Here is a 19,336-nt window from a genome sequence, read left to right on the forward strand (position 1 = left end):
GGGACCGGCACCCCCGAGCCTGCCGCCGGGCGGGGTCCGGGTCAACGCCCGCGGCGCGTGTCGGGCACCCCGGTCCGCGCGGCGGCCCCCGCGACCCGCCCCGGACGGGCGCGCAGGTCACGGTCCGGCAGCACTTTCACGCCCCTGGCGAACAACGGCATACGGAGGCGGTGCGGCTCGTTCGGAGCACATAGAGTCAATGCGGTCAGGCTGTACCCGTCGTCCCGGCGGGCAGGTGTACGCCGCTCGTGAGGAGCAGCAGATGTTCGAGAGATTCACAGACCGAGCCCGTCGGGTCGTCGTCCTCGCCCAGGAAGAGGCGCGGATGCTCAACCACAACTACATCGGCACCGAGCACATCCTCCTGGGCCTCATCCACGAGGGCGAGGGTGTCGCGGCGAAGGCGCTGGAGTCCCTCGGGATCTCCCTCGACGGCGTCCGCACGCAGGTGACCGAGATCATCGGCGAGGGCCAGCAGGCCCCGAGCGGACACATCCCGTTCACGCCGCGCGCCAAGAAGGTGCTGGAGCTGTCGCTGCGCGAGGCGCTCCAGCTGGGCCACAACTACATCGGCACCGAGCACATCCTGCTCGGCCTCATCCGTGAGGGCGAGGGCGTCGCCGCCCAGGTCCTGACGAAGATGGGCGCCGACCTCAACAAGGTGCGCCAGCAGGTCATCCAGCTCCTGTCCGGGTACCAGGGCAAGGAGCCCGTCGCCGCCGGCGGCCCCACGGAGGGTCAGCCGTCCGGCTCGGCCGTGCTCGACCAGTTCGGCCGCAACCTCACGCAGGCGGCCCGCGAGGGCAAGCTCGACCCCGTCATCGGGCGCAGCCTCGAGATCGAGCGCGTCATGCAGGTGCTGAGCCGCCGTACGAAGAACAACCCCGTCCTCATCGGCGAGCCCGGCGTCGGCAAGACGGCCGTCGTCGAGGGGCTCGCGCAGGACATCGTCCGCGGCGACGTCCCCGAGACGCTCAAGGACAAGCAGCTCTACACGCTCGACCTCGGCGCGCTCGTCGCCGGGTCGCGCTACCGCGGCGACTTCGAGGAGCGCCTGAAGAAGGTGCTCAAGGAGATCCGCACCCGCGGCGACATCATCCTGTTCATCGACGAGATCCACACGCTGGTGGGCGCCGGCGCCGCGGAGGGCGCCATCGACGCGGCGAGCATCCTCAAGCCGATGCTGGCGCGCGGCGAGCTCCAGACCATCGGCGCGACCACGCTCGACGAGTACCGCAAGCACGTCGAGAAGGACCCGGCCCTGGAGCGGCGCTTCCAGCCCATCCAGGTCGCCGAGCCGTCGCTCACGCACGCCATCGAGATCCTCAAGGGCCTGCGCGACCGCTACGAGGCGCACCACCGCGTGTCCATCACGGACGCCGCGCTGGTCTCCGCCGCGCAGCTCGCCGACCGGTACATCAACGACCGCTACCTGCCGGACAAGGCGATCGACCTCATCGACGAGGCGGGCGCGCGCCTGCGCATCCGCCGCATGACCGCCCCGCCGGAGCTCAAGGAGCTCGACGAGGAGATCGCCGAGGCGCGCCGCGAGAAGGAGTCCGCGATCGACGCGCAGGACTTCGAGAAGGCCGCGGGCCTGCGCGACACCGAGAAGCAGCTCACCGCGAAGCGCGCCGACAAGGAGAAGGCGTGGAAGTCCGGTGACCTCGACACGGTCGCGGAGGTCGACGAGGAGCTGATCGCCGAGGTCCTCGCGATGGCCACGGGCATCCCGGTGTTCAAGCTCACCGAGGAGGAGTCCAGCCGCCTGCTCCACATGGAGGACGAGCTGCACAAGCGCGTCGTCGGCCAGGAGGCCGCGATCAAGGCGCTGTCGCAGGCCATCCGCCGTACGCGTGCGGGCCTCAAGGACCCCAAGCGCCCCGGTGGGTCGTTCATCTTCGCCGGCCCCACGGGCGTCGGGAAGACCGAGCTGGCCAAGGCGCTCGCCGAGTTCCTCTTCGGGGACGAGGACGCGCTCATCCAGCTCGACATGTCGGAGTTCTCCGAGAAGCACACCGTCTCGCGGCTGTTCGGCTCGCCCCCCGGCTACGTCGGGTACGACGAGGGCGGCCAGCTCACGGAGAAGGTGCGGCGCAAGCCGTTCTCGGTCGTCCTGTTCGACGAGGTGGAGAAGGCCCACGCGGACATCTTCAACTCGCTCCTGCAGATCCTCGAGGACGGTCGCCTGACCGACTCGCAGGGCCGTGTCGTGGACTTCAAGAACACCGTCATCATCATGACGACGAACCTCGGCACGCGGGACATCGCGAAGGGCGTCCAGACGGGCTTCAACGCCGGCGGCGACCTCGTGACGTCGTACGAGCGCATGAAGGCGAAGGTCAACGACGAGCTGAAGCAGCACTTCCGCCCGGAGTTCCTCAACCGTGTCGACGACGTGGTGGTCTTCCCGCAGCTCTCGCAGGAGGAGATCATCCAGATCGTCGACCTGATGATCGCCCGCCTCGACGTGCGCCTGCGCGACAAGGACATGGGGATCGAGCTCACGCCGGCCGCCAAGCTCCTCCTCGCGGAGAAGGGCTACGACCCGGTGCTCGGCGCCCGCCCGCTGCGTCGCGCGATCCAGCGCGACATCGAGGACGTCCTGTCCGAGAAGATCCTGTTCGGCGAGCTCAAGGCCGGCGAGATCGTCCTGGTCGACGCCGAGGGCGAGGGTCTGCTCGGGGAGTTCACCTTCCGGGGTGTCTCCAAGGGCGAGCACGACCGCGGCCCGGTGAGCGTGGGCGCGGCCGCCGCGCTCGACGCGCCGTCCGGCGTGTCGGTGCGCGACCTGCCGCCGACGGGCGAGCTGCAGGCCGGCGCCGAATGAGGAGCCGGGTGACGCGTCCCTGACGCGCGGCACGATCGGCACGGCCTGACCACGACGGCCCCGGACCTCCTGCGGGAGGGCCGGGGCCGTCGTCGTGCCGGGCGGGGCCCCGGGGCCTCGGGGTACGGTCCGGGGGTGGACGGGCGACCGACCGACGCGCTCGTCGCCCGGTTGCGGGCGGCGGGGTGCGTCTTCGCGGAGGAGGAGGCGGCGCTGCTGCGCGCGGAGGCCGCGGACGCCGCCGCGCTGGAGGTGCTCGTCGCGCGCCGCGTCGCGGGCGAGCCGCTGGAGCACGTGCTGGGCTGGGCGGAGCTGCGCGGCGTGCGGGTCCGGGTCGACCCGGGGGTGTTCGTCCCGCGGCAGCGCACGGCGCTGCTCGTCGACGAGGCGGTCGCGCACGTGCGCCGCGCCGCCCCGCGGCCCGGCGGGTCGCTCGTCGTGGTCGACGTGTGCTGCGGCACCGGGGCGCTCGGGCTCGTCGTGGCGACGGAGCTCGGCGCCGGCCGCCCGGACGGCCCCGACGTCGAGCTGCACGCGTGCGACGTTGACCCGGCCGCCGTGGCGTGCGCGGCCCGGAACGTCGCCGCCGTCGGTGGCACCGCGCACCGGGGCGACCTGTTCGACCCGCTCCCGGGGCGGCTGCGCGGCCGCGTCGACGTGCTGCTCGCCAACGTGCCCTACGTGCCCACGGACCAGATCGCGCTGCTGCCGCCCGAGGCCCGTGACCACGAGGCGCGCGTCGCGCTCGACGGCGGGGGCGACGGGCTCGACGTGCTGCGCCGGGTCGCGGACGCGGCGCCCCTCTGGCTCGCGCCCGGGGGCGTGCTGCTCACGGAGTCGGGGGAGCGGCAGGCCGCGGGCGCGGTCGAGGTGCTGGCGTCGGCGGGCCTCGCCCCGCGCGTCGTGCGGGACCCGGAGGCCGGGGCGACCGCCGTCGTCGCGACCCTCCGAGCCCGGTAGCCCGGTAGCCCGGTAGCCCGGTAGCCAGGTCGCCCCGGGCCCGGTCAGCGGCGCAGCAGGGCCCGCACGGCCTTCTCGGCCTGCGCGGGGGAGAGCGCGCGGCAGCCGCGCGACTCCCAGTGCCGCACGAGCGCGGGCTCGGCCCGCAGCAACGCCCAGCCGCGCCGCACCAGCGTGAGCGGCGGCTTGCGCATCTCCGCGAGGTCGCGCAGCAGGCGGAACCAGAACGTCACGAGCCGGGGCCGGCGGAGGCAGATCGCGTCGGCGAGCACGTCCTCCGCCCGGCACGCCGCGACGATCTCCGCGGCGAAGATGCCCTCGGCGAGCAGGACGCGCGAGCCCGTCACGTCGAGGTGCGCCGTCCCCGTGCGGGTCGACGTGGGGATGTCGTAGACGGGCACGTCGGCGTGGCCCGTGCGGGCGAGCTCCACGAGCGCGGCGACCGCGCCGTCGGCGTCCCAGCTGCGCGGGTCGTCCCAGTCCACGATGCCGAAGCGGCGCGGCAGACCGGGGTGGTCGTGGTCGAGGTAGAAGTCGTCGAGCGCGACGACGGGCAGGCCGAGACGGCGCGTGAGCGACGTCTTCCCCGAGCCGGACGCGCCCGTGAGGAGGACCACCCGCGTGGGGACGTCGCGGGAGCCGGGCGGCAGGTCGAACAGGGCGGGGTCGCTCACGGGGAACCATTCTCCCAGGCGCGTACGCTGCCCCGGTGACGTTCCCGCTCCTCGCCGCCGACGCGCTCGGCCTGCTCGTCCGCTGGCAGCCCGTCGACCCCGCCCAGGCGGCGCTCGCGGCGGACTACGCGGACTTCCTCCGGGCGGACGACGGCGGCGCGCGGGCGGACGCGGTGCGGCGCGACGGAGGGCCCGAGCACCTCACGGGGAGCTGCTTCGTGCTGAGCCCGGACCTCGCGCACGTGCTGCTGTGCTACCACCGCAAGGGCCGGTTCTGGGTCCAGGTGGGCGGGCACCCGGAGGAGGGCGACACGACGCTCGCCGGTGCGGCGCTGCGCGAGGCGCGCGAGGAGAGCGGTCTCGCGGACCTGGTGCCGTTCGCGCCCGACGGCGGCGCGGTGCTCCCGGTGGACGTGCACCGGCACGACCTGGCGGCGGCGTTCGGCGCGTGCCGTGCCCACCGGGACGTCGGGTTCGTCGCGTTCGCCGACCCCGCGGCGCGGACGGTCGTCAGCGACGAGAGCGAGGACGTCGCATGGTTCGCCGTCGACGACCTGCCTGCGGGCACGCCGCCCGACTTCCCGGACCGCCTGGCGACGGTCCTCGCGGAGGTGCGGGGACGCCGGGAAACACCTGGTTCCTGACGCGCGGGCGACCCTAGGCTCCCGGCGTGACCACGACGCTGCGCCCCTTCGCGACCGCCGATCTCGATCCCCTGGTGGACCTGTCCCTGCGGGCGTGGGAGCCCGTGTTCAGGGCGTGGCGCGACGTGCTGGGGGACGAGCTCTTCGCGCTGGCGCACCCGTCGTGGCGCGACGCCCAGGCGGACGCGGTGCGGTCCACCTGCTCGACGCACGCCGGGACGACCCTCGTCGCGGAGCGGGACGGGCGCGTCGTCGGGTTCGCGGCCGTCGTCGTCGGGGATCCGGACGCGCGAGGGATGCGCGCTGGCGACCTGGAGATGATCGCGGTGGACCCTCGGGCGCAGCGCGCCGGCACGGGGCGTCTGCTCCTGGACGCGAGCCTCGACCTCATGCGGGAAGCGGGCTGCGCGTGGGCGAACGTGTGGACGGGCGGGGACGCAGGCCACGGTCCGGCGCGCGCGATGTATGAGGCGGGTGGCTTCACGGCCCTGCCCGTCGTGCACTACTACCGCGCGCTGTGACGGTGCGGGGACGACGCCGGGCCGGTCGCGGCGGGTGCGACGCGACCGGCCCGTCGGGTGGTGGAGGGGTCAGCCCTTGACGGCGCCGGACGTGAGCCCGGACGCGAGGCGGCGCTGGACGATGATGAAGAAGATCATCACGGGGATGGTGATGATCGTCGAGCCCGCCATGATGGAGCCCCAGTCGTTGGAGTGCTGCCCGAAGAACGAGCGCAGACCGATCGCGACGGTGTAGTTCTGCTCCTCGCCGCCGAGCATCGTCATGGCGAAGATGAACTCGTTCCACGCGGTGATGAACGCGAAGATGCTGGTCGCGACGAGGCCGGGGGCGACGAGCGGCAGCAGGACCGAGCGGAACATGCGGCCCCAGGACGCGCCGTCGAGGAACGCGGCCTCCTCCAGCTCGCGCGGCACGGCGGCGACGAAGCCGCGCAGCATCCAGATGCCGAAGGGCAGGGCGAGCGCGACGTACACGACGACGAGGCCGGCGAGCGTGCCGAGCAGCTGCAGGTCGCGGATCTGCACGAACAGGGGGATGACGAGCGCCTCGAGCGGGACCATCTGCACGACGAGGATCATCAGGAGGATCTGCGTGCGCATGCGGAACCGGAAGCGGGCCACGGCGACGGACGCGAGCAGGGCCAGCACGCCGGAGATGAGCACGGTCACGCCGGCGACGACGAGCGAGTTCTTGAGGAACGTCGCGAACCCGCCGTCGGTGAGCACGAAGACGTAGTTGTCGAACGTGAGCTCCGTCGGCCAGAACCCTCCGGTGCGTCCGCTGCGCGCGTCGAGCGAGCTGACGATCATCCAGTAGATCGGGAACAGCGTGAACACCAGGAGCAGGGCGACGAGGGCGCCCTTGACGACCTGGATCGCGGTCGAGGGGCGCCTCACAGCTCTTCCTCCTTGAGGATCGTGCGCACGTAGACGGCGGTGATCACGAGCAGCAGCACGGTGAGCAGCACCGCGATGGCGGATCCGAAGCCGTACCGGTTCTGCCCGAACGACTCCACGTACGACCACACGCCGAGGTTGAGGACCTCACGGTTGGACCCGGCGCCGCCGGGCATGAGGTAGACCTGCGCGAACACCTTGAAGTCCCAGATGGTCGACATGATGATGACGACGGCGAAGACCTGGCGCAGCTGCGGCACGGTCACCTGGAAGAACCGGCGCCACGCCCCGGCGCCGTCGATCTCGGCGGCCTCGAGGATCTCCTTGGGCACGCCGAGCAGACCGGCGAGCACGGTGACGGCGACGAACGGGAAGCCGTGGTGCACGACGTTGAGGAGCACGATCGCGTAGAACGACCAGCGGTCGGTGAACCAGTTGACGGAGCCGTCGATGATGCCGAGGGACTGCAGCGCCTCGTTGAAGACGCCGCGGTCGGCGTCGAAGATCCACACCCACACGTAGGTGCCGGTCACGGCGGGCATGGCCCAGGCGGCCATGATGGCGCTCGACGTCACGGTGCGCCAGAACGGGCCGAGGGACGCGAGCAGCACGGCGACGCCGGTCCCGAACGCGACCGTCGCGACGACGGCGAGGATGGCGAAGCCGAACGTGTTGGGGAGGACGACCTGCCAGAGCTGGGCCGACGTGAGGATCTCGACGAAGTTGGCGAACCCGATCCAGTTCTGCTCGCCGGAGACGATCTGGCGCAGCCCGTAGTCCTGCAGCGAGAACAGGACGACGCGGACCAGCGGCCACAGGAGCAGCGCGGCGAGCACCGCGAGCGCGGGGGCGAGCAGCATCCAGGGCCGGGCGAGCGCCATGCGGCGCATGCTCGCGCCGCGCCGCACGGGGGCGGGCCCTCGGCCCGCCCCCGTCGGCTCGGTGCGCGTGACGGTCGTCGTCACGAGCCCTGGTTGAGCAGGCCGGTCATCTCGTCGGCGGCGGTCGTCGTCGCGGTCGCGACGTCGGCCTGGCCGGAGAGGATGGACTGCATCATCGTGCTGGTCGTCTTCTTCGCCTGGACGGCGCCGTAGTTCGGCGAGTTCGGCACCGCGCCGCCGCCGTCGACGAACTGCTGGGCGAAGGGCGCGACGAGCGGGTCGTCGCTCGCGACGGCCGCGTCGAGGAGCGACGTCTGGCCCGGGAAGTAGCCCGACTGCTCGGCCCACTTCTCGGCGAACTCGCCGGTCGTCATCATCTCGACGAACTGGAACGCGAGGTCCTTGTCGTCCGCGGTCTCGAACATGCTCAGGTGCGAGCCGCCGAGGACCGAGGGGGCGATGCCGCCGTCCTTGCCGGGGATCGGCACGGCCGCGAACTTGCCCTCCATGTCGGCGTTGGCCTCGACGATGGCGGCCGGGGTCCAGGACCCCATGACGGCCATGCCGACGTCGCCCTGGGCGAACGCGTCGAGGACGTCGGTCTCGCGCCAGGTCGTGGCGCCGGCCGAGGAGAGGGAGTGCTCGGTCTGCAGGCCCGTCCAGAAGCCGATGCCCTCCTGGGACTCGGGGCTGTCGAGCTGCGACGTCCACTCGCCGCCGTCCTCGGTCGCGACCTCGCCGCCGGCGCCCCAGACCCACGGGTAGACCGTGAACTCGGCGTCGCCCGCGATGGCGACACCCAGCTTGTCGGGGTGCGCCTCCTTGATGGCGAGGCCGGCGTCCTCGATCTCCTGCCAGTTCGTGGGCGCCTCGAGGCCGAGCTCGTCGAAGAGCTCGGTGTTGTAGACGAGGGAGCGCACGCCGGCGTACCACGGCATGCCGTAGAGGCTGCCGTCGTAGGTGCCGGCGTCGACGAGGCCCTGCACGAGGTCGCCGTCGACACCTGCCTCGGCGACGTACTCGTCGAGGGGTGCGAGGGCGCCCGCCGCGGCGAACTCCGGCGTCCACGTGGTGCCGGTCTCCGCGACGTCGGGGGTCGTGCCGCCGGCGATCGAGGTGACGAAGCGGTCGTGGGCGTCGCCCCACTCGACGAACTCGACGTCGAGCGTCGCACCGGTCTCCTCCTCGAAGGCGGTGGCGACCTCGTCGAAGAAGGCCTCGGAGTCAGGGTTGGTGCCCTGCATGATCCAGACCTCGAGGGAGCCGCCGTCGGCGGAGTCGGCGTCGTCGCCCCCGCCGCCCGAGCATGCTCCGAGCAGTAGAGCGGTCGCGCTGATCGTCGCGACCGCGGAGATCGTACGAGTAGTCCTCAAGGCGTCATCACCTGGCCTGTCCGTCCGGATGCGGAGCGGTGTTGCTCCGCGCGTGAAACTTATCCTCACACACTCAGCGGTGTGGGTGAAGAAATTTCACGGGACGGTGACGTGATCGTTACCTGCCCTTACTTGAGCCCGGCCGGTGTCGCAGACGCTACCTGGCCGCGCCGTTCCGCGCGAGCACGACGTGGAGCGTGCGCGGACCGTGCACCCCCTCGACCCGCGACAGCTCGATGTCGCTCGTCGCGCTGGGCCCGCTGATCCAGGTCTGCGGCCGCTCCGGGTGCTGCGCCAGCAGGCGTACCGCCTCCGGCACGGTGTGCACCACCTGCTCCGTCCGGACCACGCACACGTGCAGGTCGGGGACGAGCGAGACGGCTCGTCGGCCCTGGTCCGGCTCGCCGTCCAGCACGATCGTGCCCGTGTCCGCGACCGCCACGCGGGCCGCCGTCACCACCGCGTCGACCGCGTCGAGCTCGTCCGCGGTGCGCGGGTCCTCCCGCGAGTCCGCGACGCGCGCCGTCGTGGGCCCGAGCCCGGCGAGCCACGCGTCGTCGAGCCCCGGCGGCACGACGACGGACCGCGCCGAGGCGAGCAGGTCGGCGACCACCTCGGCCACCTCCTCGGTCGACGACGCGTGGTGCACGTGCGCCCGGTAGTCGACGAGCCGGTCCACCAGGACCTCGACCGCCGCGTCCGAGCCGGGCGCGTGCTCCCCGGTGGTCCGGTACGCCCGGGGGACCGGGGTGGCCGACGGCGCGGGGTCACCGGGCGGCGTCGGGCCCTGCCGGGGAGCGGCCGGCCCGGCGGTCGTCCCGCGCAGGGCGTTCCGGACCCGCGCGAGGACGGCGTCGCGCGCGCTCACCGCGCCTCACCTCCCTCGGGGCGGTCGCGCCACCAGTCGCGGAACGACTGGCGGGCGGGCGCGGGCAGGTCGCGCGAGCGCGTCCACGCGCTCGCGGGCGGCGGGAGCGTCGAGATGCGGCCCTTCGGCCCGGCGACCACGCGGCCCACCGCCGCCGCCTTCCCGGCGAGCCCGAACCGCCGCGCGTCGGACATCACGAAGGACGCCGCCTTCATCGCGGCGCCCCACCCCGTCGGGAGGCCGCCGCGGTCGGCGTCGACCTCGCGCGCCCGCAGCTCGACGAGGATCGACGGGATGTCGATCTTCACGGGGCACACCTCGTAGCACGCGCCGCACAGCGTCGACGCGTAGGGGAGCGACGCGTTGGGGTCGTGGTGCCCGGACAGGCCGCCCGACGACGCCGTGAGCTGCGGCGTGAGGATCGCGCCGATCGGCCCGGGGTACACCGACCCGTAGGCGTGCCCGCCCACGCGCTCGTACACGGGGCACACGTTGAGGCACGCCGAGCAGCGGATGCAGTGGAGCGCGGCCCGGCCCACCTCGTCGGCGAGGACGTCGGTGCGGCCGTTGTCGAGCAGCACGAGGTGGAACTCCTGCGGGCCGTCGCCCGGCGTGACCCCCGTCCACAGGGACGTGTACGGGTTCATGCGCTCGCCCGTGGACGAGCGCGGCAGGAGCTGGAGGAACACCTCCAGGTCGGTGAACGACGGCACGACCTTCTCGATCCCCATGATCGTGATGAGCGTCTCGGGCAGCGTGAGGCACATGCGCCCGTTCCCCTCGGACTCCACGACGGTGAGCGTGCCCGTGTCGGCGACGCCGAAGTTCGCGCCGCTCACGGCGACCTTCGCGGAGAGGAACTTGCGGCGCAGGTGGGCGCGCGCGGCCATGGCGAGCTCGCGCGGCACGTCCGACAGGTCGGGCGGCGCGTCGCCCATGCGCTCGAGGAAGATCTCGCGGATCTCCGCCCGGTTGCGGTGGATCGCGGGCACGAGGATGTGCGACGGCATGTCGTCGGCGAGCTGGACGATCAGCTCGGCGAGGTCCGTCTCGTACGCGGCGACGCCCTCCTCGGCGAGCGCCTCGTTGAGGCCGATCTCCTGCGTCGCCATCGACTTGACCTTGACGACCTCGTCGACGCCCTTGGCCCTGACCAGGTCCGCGACGATCCGGTTCGCCTCCGCGGCGTCGCGCGCCCAGTGCACGACGCCGCCCCGCGCCACCACGTTGCGCTCCAGCTCCTCCAGGAGCTCGGGGAGGCGGGCCATGACGTCGGTCTTGATCGCGGAGCCCGCGTCGCGCAGCGCCTCCCAGTCGGGGACCTCGTCGACCACCGCCGCCCGCTTGGCGCGGATCGTCGACGTCGCGTGCGCGAGGTTGCGCCGGAGCTGGGTGTCCTCGAGGGCCTGCCGGGCGGCGTCGGGGAACGCCTGGCCCCAGCGCAGCGGTGCGTCGGGGTGCGGGACGTCGCGGGCGCCGTCGGGCACGGCGGTGCGGGTGCGGGGGATGCCGAGGAACGTGCTCACCGGGCACCTCCCGCCGGGCGGCCGGCAGCGGCCGCGGGGCGTGGGGCCGGTGCGTCCTTCGTGGAGGCGAGGATCTCGGCGAGGTGCAGCGTGCGCACGCCCGCGCGGATCCGGGAGAGGCCCCCGCCGATGTGCATGAGGCACGACGCGTCGCCCGCGGTGAGGACCTCGGCGCCCGTGGACCTCACGTGCGCCATCTTGTCCGCGAGCATCGCGGTCGACGTGTCGGCGTTCTTCAGCGCGAACGTGCCCCCGAACCCGCAGCACGACTCCGCGCCGGGCAGCTCGACGAGGTCGATCCCCTCGACGGCGCGCAGGAGGCGCAGCGGCCGGTCGCCGACGTGCAGCATGCGCAGCGAGTGGCACGTCGGGTGGTAGGTCACGCGGTGGGGGTAGTACGCGCCGACGTCGGTGACGCCGAGCACGTCCACGAGGAGCTCGGACAGCTCGTAGGTCTTCGCCGCGACCGCGTCCGCGCGGGCGCCGAGCGCGTCGAGGCCCGCGCGCCGGCACACCATGCCCTGCTGGTGACGGATCGACCCGGTGCAGGACCCGGACGGCACGACGACGGCGTCCCACTCGCCGTCGAGCACGGGGGAGAACGCCTCGACGTGGTTGCGGACGACGGGCACGGCCTCGTCCATGTACCCGGTGTTGACGTGCATCTGGCCGCAGCAGGCCTGCCCGTCGGGGACGTGGACCTCGTGGCCGAGGCGTTCGAGCAGGAGGGCCGTGGCGCGCGGCGCCTCCGGGAACATCACGTCCCCGAGACAGGTGGCGGCGAGGGCGATGCGCATGCGTGCTCCGGGGAGAGGGGACGGTGCCGGTCTCGCCGGGCAGCGGCCGCGCTGCCCGCCGGGACCCCCGCCGGGGGCGGCGGGGTGTGGTCAGACCACATCGGCCCACTGTAGACCACGAGCGCGCTGTGGTCTGACCACAGCGCCCGCTCGCCTACGCTGAGCGCGTGCGCACCCATGAACGCGTCCTCGCCCGCATCGAGGCCGACCTCGCCGCCGGCCGCTGGGCCCTCGGCGAGCGCCTGCCCGCCGAGCGGGCGCTCGCGGAGGAGCTCGGGGTCTCCCGCCCGTCCGTGCGCGAGGCCCTGCGGGTGCTGGAGGCGATGGGCGTCGTCCGCACCGCCGTCGGCTCCGGGCCCGACGCCGGCGCGACCGTCGTCGACCGGCCCGCCGCCGCCCTCGGTGCGGCCGTGCGCCTGCACGTCGCCTCGGGCACCCTCGACGTGCGCGACGTGGTCCAGACCCGCGTCCTGCTGGAGACCTGGGCGGTGCGCGCCGCAGCGACCGACCCGGCACCCGGCCCCGCTCCCGACGCCACTGCCGACTCCACTGCCGGCGCGGCCGGCGGTGCGACCGAGCGCGCCGGGGCGCCCCTCCACGCCGAGGCCGCCGCGCTCCTCGACCGCATGGACGACCCGGCGCTCACCGCCGCCGAGTTCCGCGTGCTCGACGCGTCGTTCCACCTCGTGCTCGTCCGCCTCGCGGGCAACGCCCTCGTCGAGGCGGTCATGACGGGACTGCGCGGTGCGATCGAGTCCTACGTCGCCGCCGGGAGCGCCGCCCTGCCGTCGTGGGAGCGCACCGCCGCCCGCCTGCGCGCCGAGCACCGCGCGATCCTCGCCGCCGTCGTCGCCGGCGACGCCGACGAGGCCGAGCGCGCCGTCCGCACCCACATCGAGGGGTTCTCCGCCGAGACCGGGCTCTGACGGCCGCCGCCCGGCGGCCCTCAGCGCGCGGGAGCGTCCGCGTAGCCGCCGACGAACGACCAGCGCGGGTCGACGGCCTCGCCGAGACCCTCCGCGCGGACCGCGACCGTGCCGTCGTCGCCCACGTGCAGCCGCAGGAGCAGGACGTCGAGGTCGTCATCGAGGGTCCAGCACCGCACGTCCAGGGTGCGGGGCGCGGTCCAGCCGGCGGTGACGACGCCCGGGCGCCGGGCGGGTCCGACGGGCTGTGGGACGGGCCGCGCGACGTCGTAGGCGAGGTGGACCCCGTCACCGAGCGGGCCGACGCGCCCGGCGTCCGTCCCGAGGTCGAGGTCGAGGACGGCGGGGCCCGTGCCGAGGGCGTGGACGCGGCCGGTGCGCGGTGCTGCGTTCCGCGCGTCGTGCGGGGGTGCGGGCCACCGCAGGGACCCCGGTGCGGTCCCTGGGTCGGGGGCCGCACCGGAGGGGGCGTCGTCCACGAGGTGCCGCAGCACGAGCTCGACGAGCCGACGGTCGCCGTGCGCGCACGCCTGCGCGTCCGCGGTGACGACGACGGCGAGGTCCTGCTCGGGCGACCCGTAGGCGATCTGGCCGCCGAGGCCGAAGAGCAGGAAGCCGCCGCGCGGCGGGACCCACACCTGGTACCCGTACCCGCCGCGGAAGGCCGCGCCCCACGTGAGGGAGGACGTGTCGGCCTGGACGGACGTCGCCGCCCGCACGAACCCCGCGGGCACGAGGGCCTCGCCCGCGTGCGTCCCCTCGTCGAGCAGCAGGTGCGTGAGGCGCAGCAGGTCGCGCGGCCGGCACACGAGCCCCGACCCGCCGTGGCTCCGGCCGTCGCGCCCGGGGAGCACGCGCAGGTCGGGCGCGACGCCGAGGGGGTCGAGCAGGCGCGGGCGCAGGTGCTCCACGAGGGTGGTGCCGGTGCGCCGTTCCACGAGGGCGCCCAGCGCGTACGAGCCGCTCGTGTCGTAGGTGAAGAGCGTGCCGGGCGGGTGCGTGGGCGGCGTCGTGAACCACGAGGCCAGCGGCTCGGGGTCGGTGGGGGCGAACGGGGAGGCGGCGTGCGGGCCGCGCATGGTGAGCAGGTCGCGGACCGTCGTGCGGGCGACCCACGGGTGCGGGGACCGGTGCTCGGGGAAGGTGTCGGCGACGGGCTCGTCGAGGTCGAGCGTCCCGTCGCCGACGAGGGTGCCCACGGCGAGCGCCGTGAGCGTCTTCGTCACGGAGTACGCGCGGTGCGGCACGTGCGGGCCGGCGGGAGCGCAGCCCGCGGAGAGCACGAGCTCGCGGCCGACACCGACCTCGACGCCGTGCAGCGCGATCCCGAGGGCCTCGGCGTCGTGGGCGAGCCCGGCGAGGGTCATGCCCGGGGCGAGGGGTACGACGCGCGGGGAAGGTGGTACGCGAGGTCGACGGCGGTCGTCACCGCCTCGTCGAGGTCGAGCCGGTGCTCGGCGACGAGGCGGGCGAGGTGGCCCGCGTCGACGCGGCGGGCGAGGTCGTGGCGGGCGGGGATCGAGCAGAACGCACGCGTGTCGTCGACGAACCCGCTCGTGTTGTAGAAGCCCGCGGTGTCGGTGGCGGCCTCGCGGAACCGGCGCATGCCCTCCGGGGTGTCGAGGAACCACCACGGCGCGCCGAGCCGCAGCGCCGGGTAGACGCCCGCGAGGGGTGCGAGCTCGCGCGAGAACGTCGTCTCGTCGACGGTGAAGGCGATCATCCGGAAGCGCTCGTGGTGGCCGAACGCCTCCAGCACCGGGCGCAGCGCGCGCACGTACTCCGTCCGCTCGGGGACGTCGTAGCCCGTGTCGGGGCCGTACCCCTGGGCGACGCCCGCGCAGTGGTCGCGCAGCACGCCCGGGTGGAGCTGCATGACGAGGCCGTCCTCGGCCGACATGGCGGCCATCTGGAAGAGCATGTGGGCCGAGAACGCGGCCGCGTCGGCCGGCGCGACGTCGCCGCGCAGCGCGGCGTCGAGGATGCGCGCGGCGTCCGCGTCGTCCAGGGGCGTCGTGTCGGCGCGCAGGTGGCCGTGGTCCGTGGCCCGGGCGCCCGCCGCGACGAACGCGGCCCGGCGTGCGCGCAGGGCGTCGAGGTACGAGCGGTAGTCGACGACGTCGGTCCCCGCCGCGGCGCCGAGCTCGGCCACCTGCTGCGCCCAGTCGGCGCGGTCGACGTGCAGGAGGGCGTCGGGGCGGAACGTCGGCACGACCCGCTCGCCCCACCCGTCGGCGGCGAGGCGGGCGTGGTCGGCGAGCGGCGACTGCGCGGGGTCGGTCGTCGCGAGGATCTCCAGGCCGAACCGGTCGAACAGCGCCCGAGGCCGGAACTCGGGGCGCGCGAGCCGGTCGACGAGGTGGTCGTACAGCGCGTCGGCGCTCGCGGCGGACGGCGCGACGGGCGCGTCGAACACCTCGACGAGCGCGTGCTCGAGCCAGTAGCGCGTGGGCGTCCCGCGGAAGAGGTGCCAGCCCGCGCAGAAGCGTCGCCAGATCTCGCGCGGGTCGGTCTCGGCGGGCGGGGTGCCCGCGGGGGCGCCGGGCGCCGGGGCGACGCCGAGGTCGTGGATGCCGCGCACTCCGGGGGCGCCGTGCGGGGACGTGCTCTGCGCGACGAGCATCCGCACGAGGTAGTGGTCGGGCGTGACGAAGAGCGCGGCCGGGTCGCCGAACGGCGCGTCGTCGGCGAGGAGCGCGGCGTCCACGTGCCCGTGCATCGACACGACGGGCAGACCCCGGGTCGCCGAGAGGATCTCGCGCGCGAGGGGGCGCAGCACGGGGTCCGCGGGCAGGGCGCGGTCGGGGTGCAGCGTCCACGGCGCCGTCGTGGTGGCGGGCTCACGGTGGGCGGTGCTCGTCACGGGGATCTCCTTCGACGTCGATGCGAACGTTTGCAGCGTAGCCCACCGCCGCGCGCGTGGAGTGCAGAGGTGGTCTGCGCTCGTCCGAGAGCAGCCGGGATACAATCGTTCGCAGCATTGTTCCGGCACAGCGAGGAGGCCGCCGTGGTCACCGTGCACGACGTCGCCCGCGCCAGCGGCGTGTCGATCTCCACCGTCTCGCGCGCGCTCGCCGAGCCCGACCGGGTCGCCGCGGCGACCCGCGACCGCGTGGTCGCCGCGGCCACCCGGCTCGGCTACCGCCCCAACCGCGCCGCGAGCGGGCTGCGGGCGGGGCGCACCGGCGCGCTCGGGCTCGTGGTCCCCGACCTCGAGAACCCGTACTTCGCGTCCGTCACGCAGGGCGTGCAGGCGCGCGCACGACGCACCGGCCACGCGGTGTTCGTCGTCGACGCAGCGGAGGACCCGGCCCTGGAGACCGAGCTCGTCGCCGGTCTGCGGGCCCAGACGGACGGGCTCGTGCTCTGCGCGCCCCGCGCCGCCGAGGCGGACCTCGCCGCCGCCGGGGACGCGCCCGTCGTCCTCGTCAACCTGCGCCTGCCGGGCGTGCCCGCCGTGTCGGCCGACGACGCGCACGGCGTGCTGCTCGCCGTCGAGCACCTGCGCGCGCTCGGCCACACCCGCGTCGCGTACGTGGGCGGGCCCGGACGGTCGTGGTCGGACGCGCGCCGCCGCGCGGGCCTCGCCGCCGCCCGGGAGCGCCACCCCGACGTGGAGACCGTGCCCGTGGGGTCCTTCCGGCCCCACGTCGACGGGGGCCGTGCCGCCGCGGACCTCGTCGTCGCGTCCGGCGCGACCGCCGTCCTCGCGTACAACGACCTCGTCGCCCTGGGGCTCGTCGACCGGCTGCGGGAGCGCGGCCTCGTCGTGCCGCGCGACCTCAGCGTCGTCGGGTTCGACGACACCTTCGTCGCCACGCTCGTCACGCCCCGCCTCACCACCGTGCGCACCGACCTCGCACAGCTCGGCGCGCGCGCGGTCGACCGTCTCGTCGCCCGCCTCGGCCCGCGCCGCGGGACGCCGCCCGCGACGGCCGGACCCGCCGCCGACGCCACCGACGGCACCGACCCCGCCGAGCCGACGGCGGACGACGAGCTGCCCGTCGAGCTCGTCGTCCGCGACTCCACCACCGTCCCCCCGACCCCGGAGGCCATCCCGTGAGCACCCCCGCCGCGACGACCCCGCCGCAGTCCCCGCAGCGACCGGACCGGCAGCGCGCCCGCCTGCACCGCGACCACGTCCCCGCCGGGCTCCCCGAGCCCGTCCGCCCCGCACAAGTGGGAGTCGTCCACCTCGGCATCGGGGCGTTCCACCGCGCCCACCAGGCCGTCGTCACCGAGGACGCCGCGCTCGCCACCGGCGACCTGCGCTGGGGCATCCTCGGCGTCACGCAGCGCTCCGCGTCCGTGCGCGACCAGCTCCGCCCGCAGGGCGGCGCGTACACGGTGCTCACGGTCGGGCCCGACGGCGCGTCCCCCCGGGTGCTCGGGTCCGTGACCGACGTCGCGTGGCCGGCCGAGGAGACGCCGCGCGTCCTCGCCGCGCTCGCCGCCCCGACGACGCACGTCGTCACGCTGACCATCACGGAGAAGGGCTACGCGCGCGGCGCCGACGGCCACCTCGACCTCGGTGCGGTGCACGCCGACCTCGACGCGCTCGCGGACGAGGAGCGGCAGGCCCCCGCCGTGGACGGAACACCGGCCGACGCGGGGACCGCCGTCCCGGCGACGAGCGCGGTCGGGCTGCTCGTGCGCGGGCTCGCCGCGCGCCGTCGGGCCGGGGGAGCGCCGCTCACCGTGCTGAGCTGCGACAACCTCGCCGACAACGGCCACGTCCTCGCCGCGCTCGTGCGCGAGGCCGTCGACGCCGCCCTGCCCGGTGCGGCGGGCGACGACCTGCGCACCTGGCTCGCCGCGTCCGTGACGTTCCCGTGCAGCATGGTCGACCGGATCGTCCCCGCCACGACGCCCGCCCAGCGCGACGACGTCGAGACGCTGCTCGGTGCGCGCGACGAGGGCATCGTCGTCGCCGAGCCGTTCCTCCAGTGGGTCGTCGAGGACCGCTTCGCGGGCCCCCGTCCCCCGTGGGAGCACGGCGGCGCCACCCTCACCGCGGACGTCGCCCCGTACGAGCGCGCCAAGCTCCGCCTCCTCAACGGCGCGCACTCCTACCTCGCCTACGCGGGGTCGCTCGCCGGCCACGCGACGATCGCCGAGGCCGTCGCCGACCCCGCGCTCGCCGCAGGTGCGCGCGCGCTCCAGGCCGACGCGCTCGCGACGCTCGACGCGCCCGACGGGCTCGACCTCGCCGCGTACGCCGAGCAGGTCCTCGACCGGTTCGCCAACCCTGCGACCGGGCACACGACCCGCCAGGTCGCGATGGACGGTACGCAGAAGATCCCGTTCCGCTGGGGCGGGACGCTCGCCGACCGCCTCGCCGCCGGTGCCGCGCCCGCCGGGGTCGTGGCGGCGCTCGCGGCCTGGTCCGCGTACGTCGTCGCCGAGACCCGTGCGGGCCGCACGGTCGACGACCCGCGCGCGGACGAGCTGGCCGCGCTCGTCGGGGCGGCGCCGGACGACGACGCGGCGGTCCGTGCGCTCGTGCACGCCCCGGGTCTGCTGCCGGGCGTCCCCGCCGGGCCCCTCGCGGCCGTGGCCGAGGACGTCGCGGCCCGGGCCGCCGCCCTGCTCGCGCGCGCGCCGGGCTGAGGAGGTCTACGCGGGGACGACGTGGCCGGCGTGCACGAGCGCGTCGACGTGCCGCTCGATCGCGTTGAACTCCGCGGACGTCGGGTCGCGGTCGACCCCGAGGTCGACGTCGACGATCTCCCGCACGTGCCCCGAGACGCCGTGCGAGGTGCCCCCGGCCATGACGATGATCCGGTCGCCCAGGTACACGGCCTCCTCGATGCTGTGCGTCACGAAGAGGACCGTGATCCCCGCCTCGCGCTGGATGCGCTGCAGCTCGTGCTGCATCTCCGTGCGCGTGAGCGCGTCCAGCGCGCCGAAGGGCTCGTCCATGAGGAGCACCGAGGGGCGGTTCGCCAGGACGCGCGCGATCGCCACGCGCTGCTGCATCCCCCCGGAGAGCTGGTGCGGGAACGACCCCGCCATGCGCGTGAGCCCGACGGCCTCCAGGGCGGCGCGCGTCCTGTCCTTGACGACCCCGGCCTGGTGGCGCGCCTGCTTGGGCCCGTACGCGACGTTCTCCGCGACGGTGAGCCACGGGAACAGCCCGTAGTCCTGGAACACCACGCCGCGGTCCGGTCCCGGCCCCGCGACGGGCTCCGAGCCGACGAGCAGCGTGCCGTCCGTGACGGTCTCGAACCCGGCGACCATCCGGAGCACCGTCGACTTCCCGCACCCCGACGCCCCGACGATGCACACCACCTCCCCCGCGGCGACGGTGACGTCGACGTCCGCGACGGCGGCGAGCTCCGCGCCGGGGTACCGCTTGCCGAGGCCGTCCATGACGATGTCCGCCGGGCGGGTCTCCCGGTCGGGTCCGATCTTCACCATGAGCACTTCTCCGTCGTTC

The 19,336-nt window shown here is 74.7% G+C and carries 17 protein-coding genes; 7 read left to right on the forward strand and 10 right to left on the reverse strand.

What is annotated here, in order from left to right:
- Window positions 1–262 precede the first annotated feature (262 nt).
- Both LGQ04_RS01835 and LGQ04_RS01840 read left to right on the forward strand, forming a co-directional pair.
- On the forward strand, window positions 263–2,830 hold the full coding sequence (locus LGQ04_RS01835; RefSeq protein WP_229241764.1) for an ATP-dependent Clp protease ATP-binding subunit: 2,568 nt from the start codon (window positions 263–265) through the stop codon (window positions 2,828–2,830).
- Window positions 2,831–2,965: 135 nt separating this feature from the next.
- The gene (locus LGQ04_RS01840) at window positions 2,966–3,790 is read left to right on the forward strand and encodes a putative protein N(5)-glutamine methyltransferase (RefSeq protein WP_229241765.1); all 825 of its coding nucleotides are present in this window, start codon (window positions 2,966–2,968) and stop codon (window positions 3,788–3,790) included.
- Between the two features lie 44 nt (window positions 3,791–3,834).
- Here LGQ04_RS01840 and LGQ04_RS01845 read toward each other — a convergent pair whose 3' ends face one another.
- Window positions 3,835–4,464, reverse strand: coding sequence for a uridine kinase family protein (locus tag LGQ04_RS01845; RefSeq protein ID WP_229241766.1), 630 nt, complete (start codon window positions 4,462–4,464; stop codon window positions 3,835–3,837).
- Window positions 4,465–4,499: 35 nt separating this feature from the next.
- Here LGQ04_RS01845 and LGQ04_RS01850 point away from each other — a divergent pair, with 35 nt between their 5' ends.
- Together LGQ04_RS01850 and LGQ04_RS01855 are read left to right on the forward strand one after the other, a co-directional pair.
- Window positions 4,500–5,108, forward strand: coding sequence for an NUDIX hydrolase (locus LGQ04_RS01850; RefSeq protein WP_229241767.1), 609 nt, complete (start codon window positions 4,500–4,502; stop codon window positions 5,106–5,108).
- A gap of 26 nt (window positions 5,109–5,134) precedes the next feature.
- The gene (locus LGQ04_RS01855) at window positions 5,135–5,629 is read left to right on the forward strand and encodes a GNAT family N-acetyltransferase (protein ID WP_229241768.1); all 495 of its coding nucleotides are present in this window, start codon (window positions 5,135–5,137) and stop codon (window positions 5,627–5,629) included.
- Between the two features lie 69 nt (window positions 5,630–5,698).
- Here LGQ04_RS01855 and LGQ04_RS01860 read toward each other — a convergent pair whose 3' ends face one another.
- The 6 genes from LGQ04_RS01860 to LGQ04_RS01885 form a co-directional block, all read right to left on the reverse strand.
- Complete coding sequence (locus LGQ04_RS01860) at window positions 5,699–6,526, reverse strand: carbohydrate ABC transporter permease (RefSeq protein ID WP_229241769.1); 828 nt, start codon at window positions 6,524–6,526, stop codon at window positions 5,699–5,701.
- A complete protein-coding gene (locus LGQ04_RS01865) occupies window positions 6,523–7,416 on the reverse strand; it encodes a carbohydrate ABC transporter permease (protein WP_229242369.1) in 894 nt (297 codons plus the stop codon). Before LGQ04_RS01865 ends, LGQ04_RS01860 begins: the two co-directional genes overlap by 4 nt.
- A gap of 71 nt (window positions 7,417–7,487) precedes the next feature.
- Window positions 7,488–8,780 (reverse strand): sugar ABC transporter substrate-binding protein, encoded by a 1,293-nt coding sequence (locus tag LGQ04_RS01870; protein ID WP_229241770.1) that lies wholly within the window; start codon window positions 8,778–8,780, stop codon window positions 7,488–7,490.
- A 157-nt stretch (window positions 8,781–8,937) separates the two neighbouring features.
- A complete protein-coding gene (locus LGQ04_RS01875) occupies window positions 8,938–9,648 on the reverse strand; it encodes a LutC/YkgG family protein (RefSeq protein WP_229241771.1) in 711 nt (236 codons plus the stop codon).
- On the reverse strand, window positions 9,645–11,174 hold the full coding sequence (locus tag LGQ04_RS01880) for a LutB/LldF family L-lactate oxidation iron-sulfur protein (RefSeq protein WP_372469890.1): 1,530 nt from the start codon (window positions 11,172–11,174) through the stop codon (window positions 9,645–9,647). The genes LGQ04_RS01875 and LGQ04_RS01880 overlap by 4 nt, the downstream gene beginning before the upstream one ends.
- On the reverse strand, window positions 11,171–11,971 hold the full coding sequence (locus tag LGQ04_RS01885; RefSeq protein ID WP_229241772.1) for a (Fe-S)-binding protein: 801 nt from the start codon (window positions 11,969–11,971) through the stop codon (window positions 11,171–11,173). The genes LGQ04_RS01880 and LGQ04_RS01885 overlap by 4 nt, the downstream gene beginning before the upstream one ends.
- Window positions 11,972–12,138: 167 nt before the next feature.
- On the opposite strand from LGQ04_RS01885, the gene LGQ04_RS01890 reads away from it, so the two are divergent.
- Window positions 12,139–12,897 carry a FadR/GntR family transcriptional regulator gene (locus LGQ04_RS01890; protein WP_308016328.1) on the forward strand — a complete coding sequence of 253 codons (759 nt, stop codon included), beginning with the start codon at window positions 12,139–12,141 and terminating at the stop codon, window positions 12,895–12,897.
- Between the two features lie 20 nt (window positions 12,898–12,917).
- Here the strand turns inward: LGQ04_RS01890 and LGQ04_RS01895 are convergent, their stop codons facing one another.
- Both LGQ04_RS01895 and uxaC read right to left on the reverse strand, forming a co-directional pair.
- On the reverse strand, window positions 12,918–14,264 hold the full coding sequence (locus tag LGQ04_RS01895; RefSeq protein WP_229241773.1) for a serine hydrolase domain-containing protein: 1,347 nt from the start codon (window positions 14,262–14,264) through the stop codon (window positions 12,918–12,920).
- Window positions 14,261–15,760 (reverse strand): glucuronate isomerase, encoded by a 1,500-nt coding sequence (uxaC, locus tag LGQ04_RS01900; RefSeq protein ID WP_229241774.1) that lies wholly within the window; start codon window positions 15,758–15,760, stop codon window positions 14,261–14,263. The genes LGQ04_RS01895 and uxaC overlap by 4 nt, the downstream gene beginning before the upstream one ends.
- A 144-nt stretch (window positions 15,761–15,904) precedes the next feature.
- Between uxaC and LGQ04_RS01905 the strand changes: the two genes are divergently transcribed.
- The gene (locus LGQ04_RS01905) at window positions 15,905–16,960 is read left to right on the forward strand and encodes a LacI family DNA-binding transcriptional regulator (RefSeq protein WP_229241775.1); all 1,056 of its coding nucleotides are present in this window, start codon (window positions 15,905–15,907) and stop codon (window positions 16,958–16,960) included.
- Window positions 16,957–18,507 (forward strand): mannitol dehydrogenase family protein, encoded by a 1,551-nt coding sequence (locus tag LGQ04_RS01910; protein WP_308016330.1) that lies wholly within the window; start codon window positions 16,957–16,959, stop codon window positions 18,505–18,507. The genes LGQ04_RS01905 and LGQ04_RS01910 overlap by 4 nt, the downstream gene beginning before the upstream one ends.
- A gap of 6 nt (window positions 18,508–18,513) precedes the next feature.
- On the opposite strand, the gene LGQ04_RS01915 is transcribed toward LGQ04_RS01910, so the two are convergent.
- Entirely contained in the window at window positions 18,514–19,317 is an 804-nt protein-coding gene (locus tag LGQ04_RS01915; RefSeq protein WP_229241776.1) for an ABC transporter ATP-binding protein, read from the reverse strand.
- Window positions 19,318–19,336 lie beyond the last annotated feature (19 nt).

Origin of the sequence: Cellulosimicrobium marinum (genome assembly GCF_020551945.1) — a bacterium.
GTDB classification, from domain to species: Bacteria; Actinomycetota; Actinomycetes; order Actinomycetales; family Cellulomonadaceae; genus Cellulosimicrobium; species Cellulosimicrobium marinum.

Bases quoted from the DNA above. Each gene is read 5' to 3' on its own strand.
- LGQ04_RS01835 (WP_229241764.1), top strand. From the start codon at position 263: ATGTTCGAGAGATTCACAGACCGAGCCCGTCGGGTCGTCGTCCTCGCC.
- LGQ04_RS01865 (WP_229242369.1), bottom strand. From the start codon at position 7,416: ATGCGCCGCATGGCGCTCGCCCGGCCCTGGATGCTGCTCGCCCCCGCG.
- LGQ04_RS01885 (WP_229241772.1), bottom strand. From the start codon at position 11,971: ATGCGCATCGCCCTCGCCGCCACCTGTCTCGGGGACGTGATGTTCCCG.
- LGQ04_RS01895 (WP_229241773.1), bottom strand. From the start codon at position 14,264: ATGACCCTCGCCGGGCTCGCCCACGACGCCGAGGCCCTCGGGATCGCG.
- LGQ04_RS01915 (WP_229241776.1), bottom strand. From the start codon at position 19,317: ATGGTGAAGATCGGACCCGACCGGGAGACCCGCCCGGCGGACATCGTC.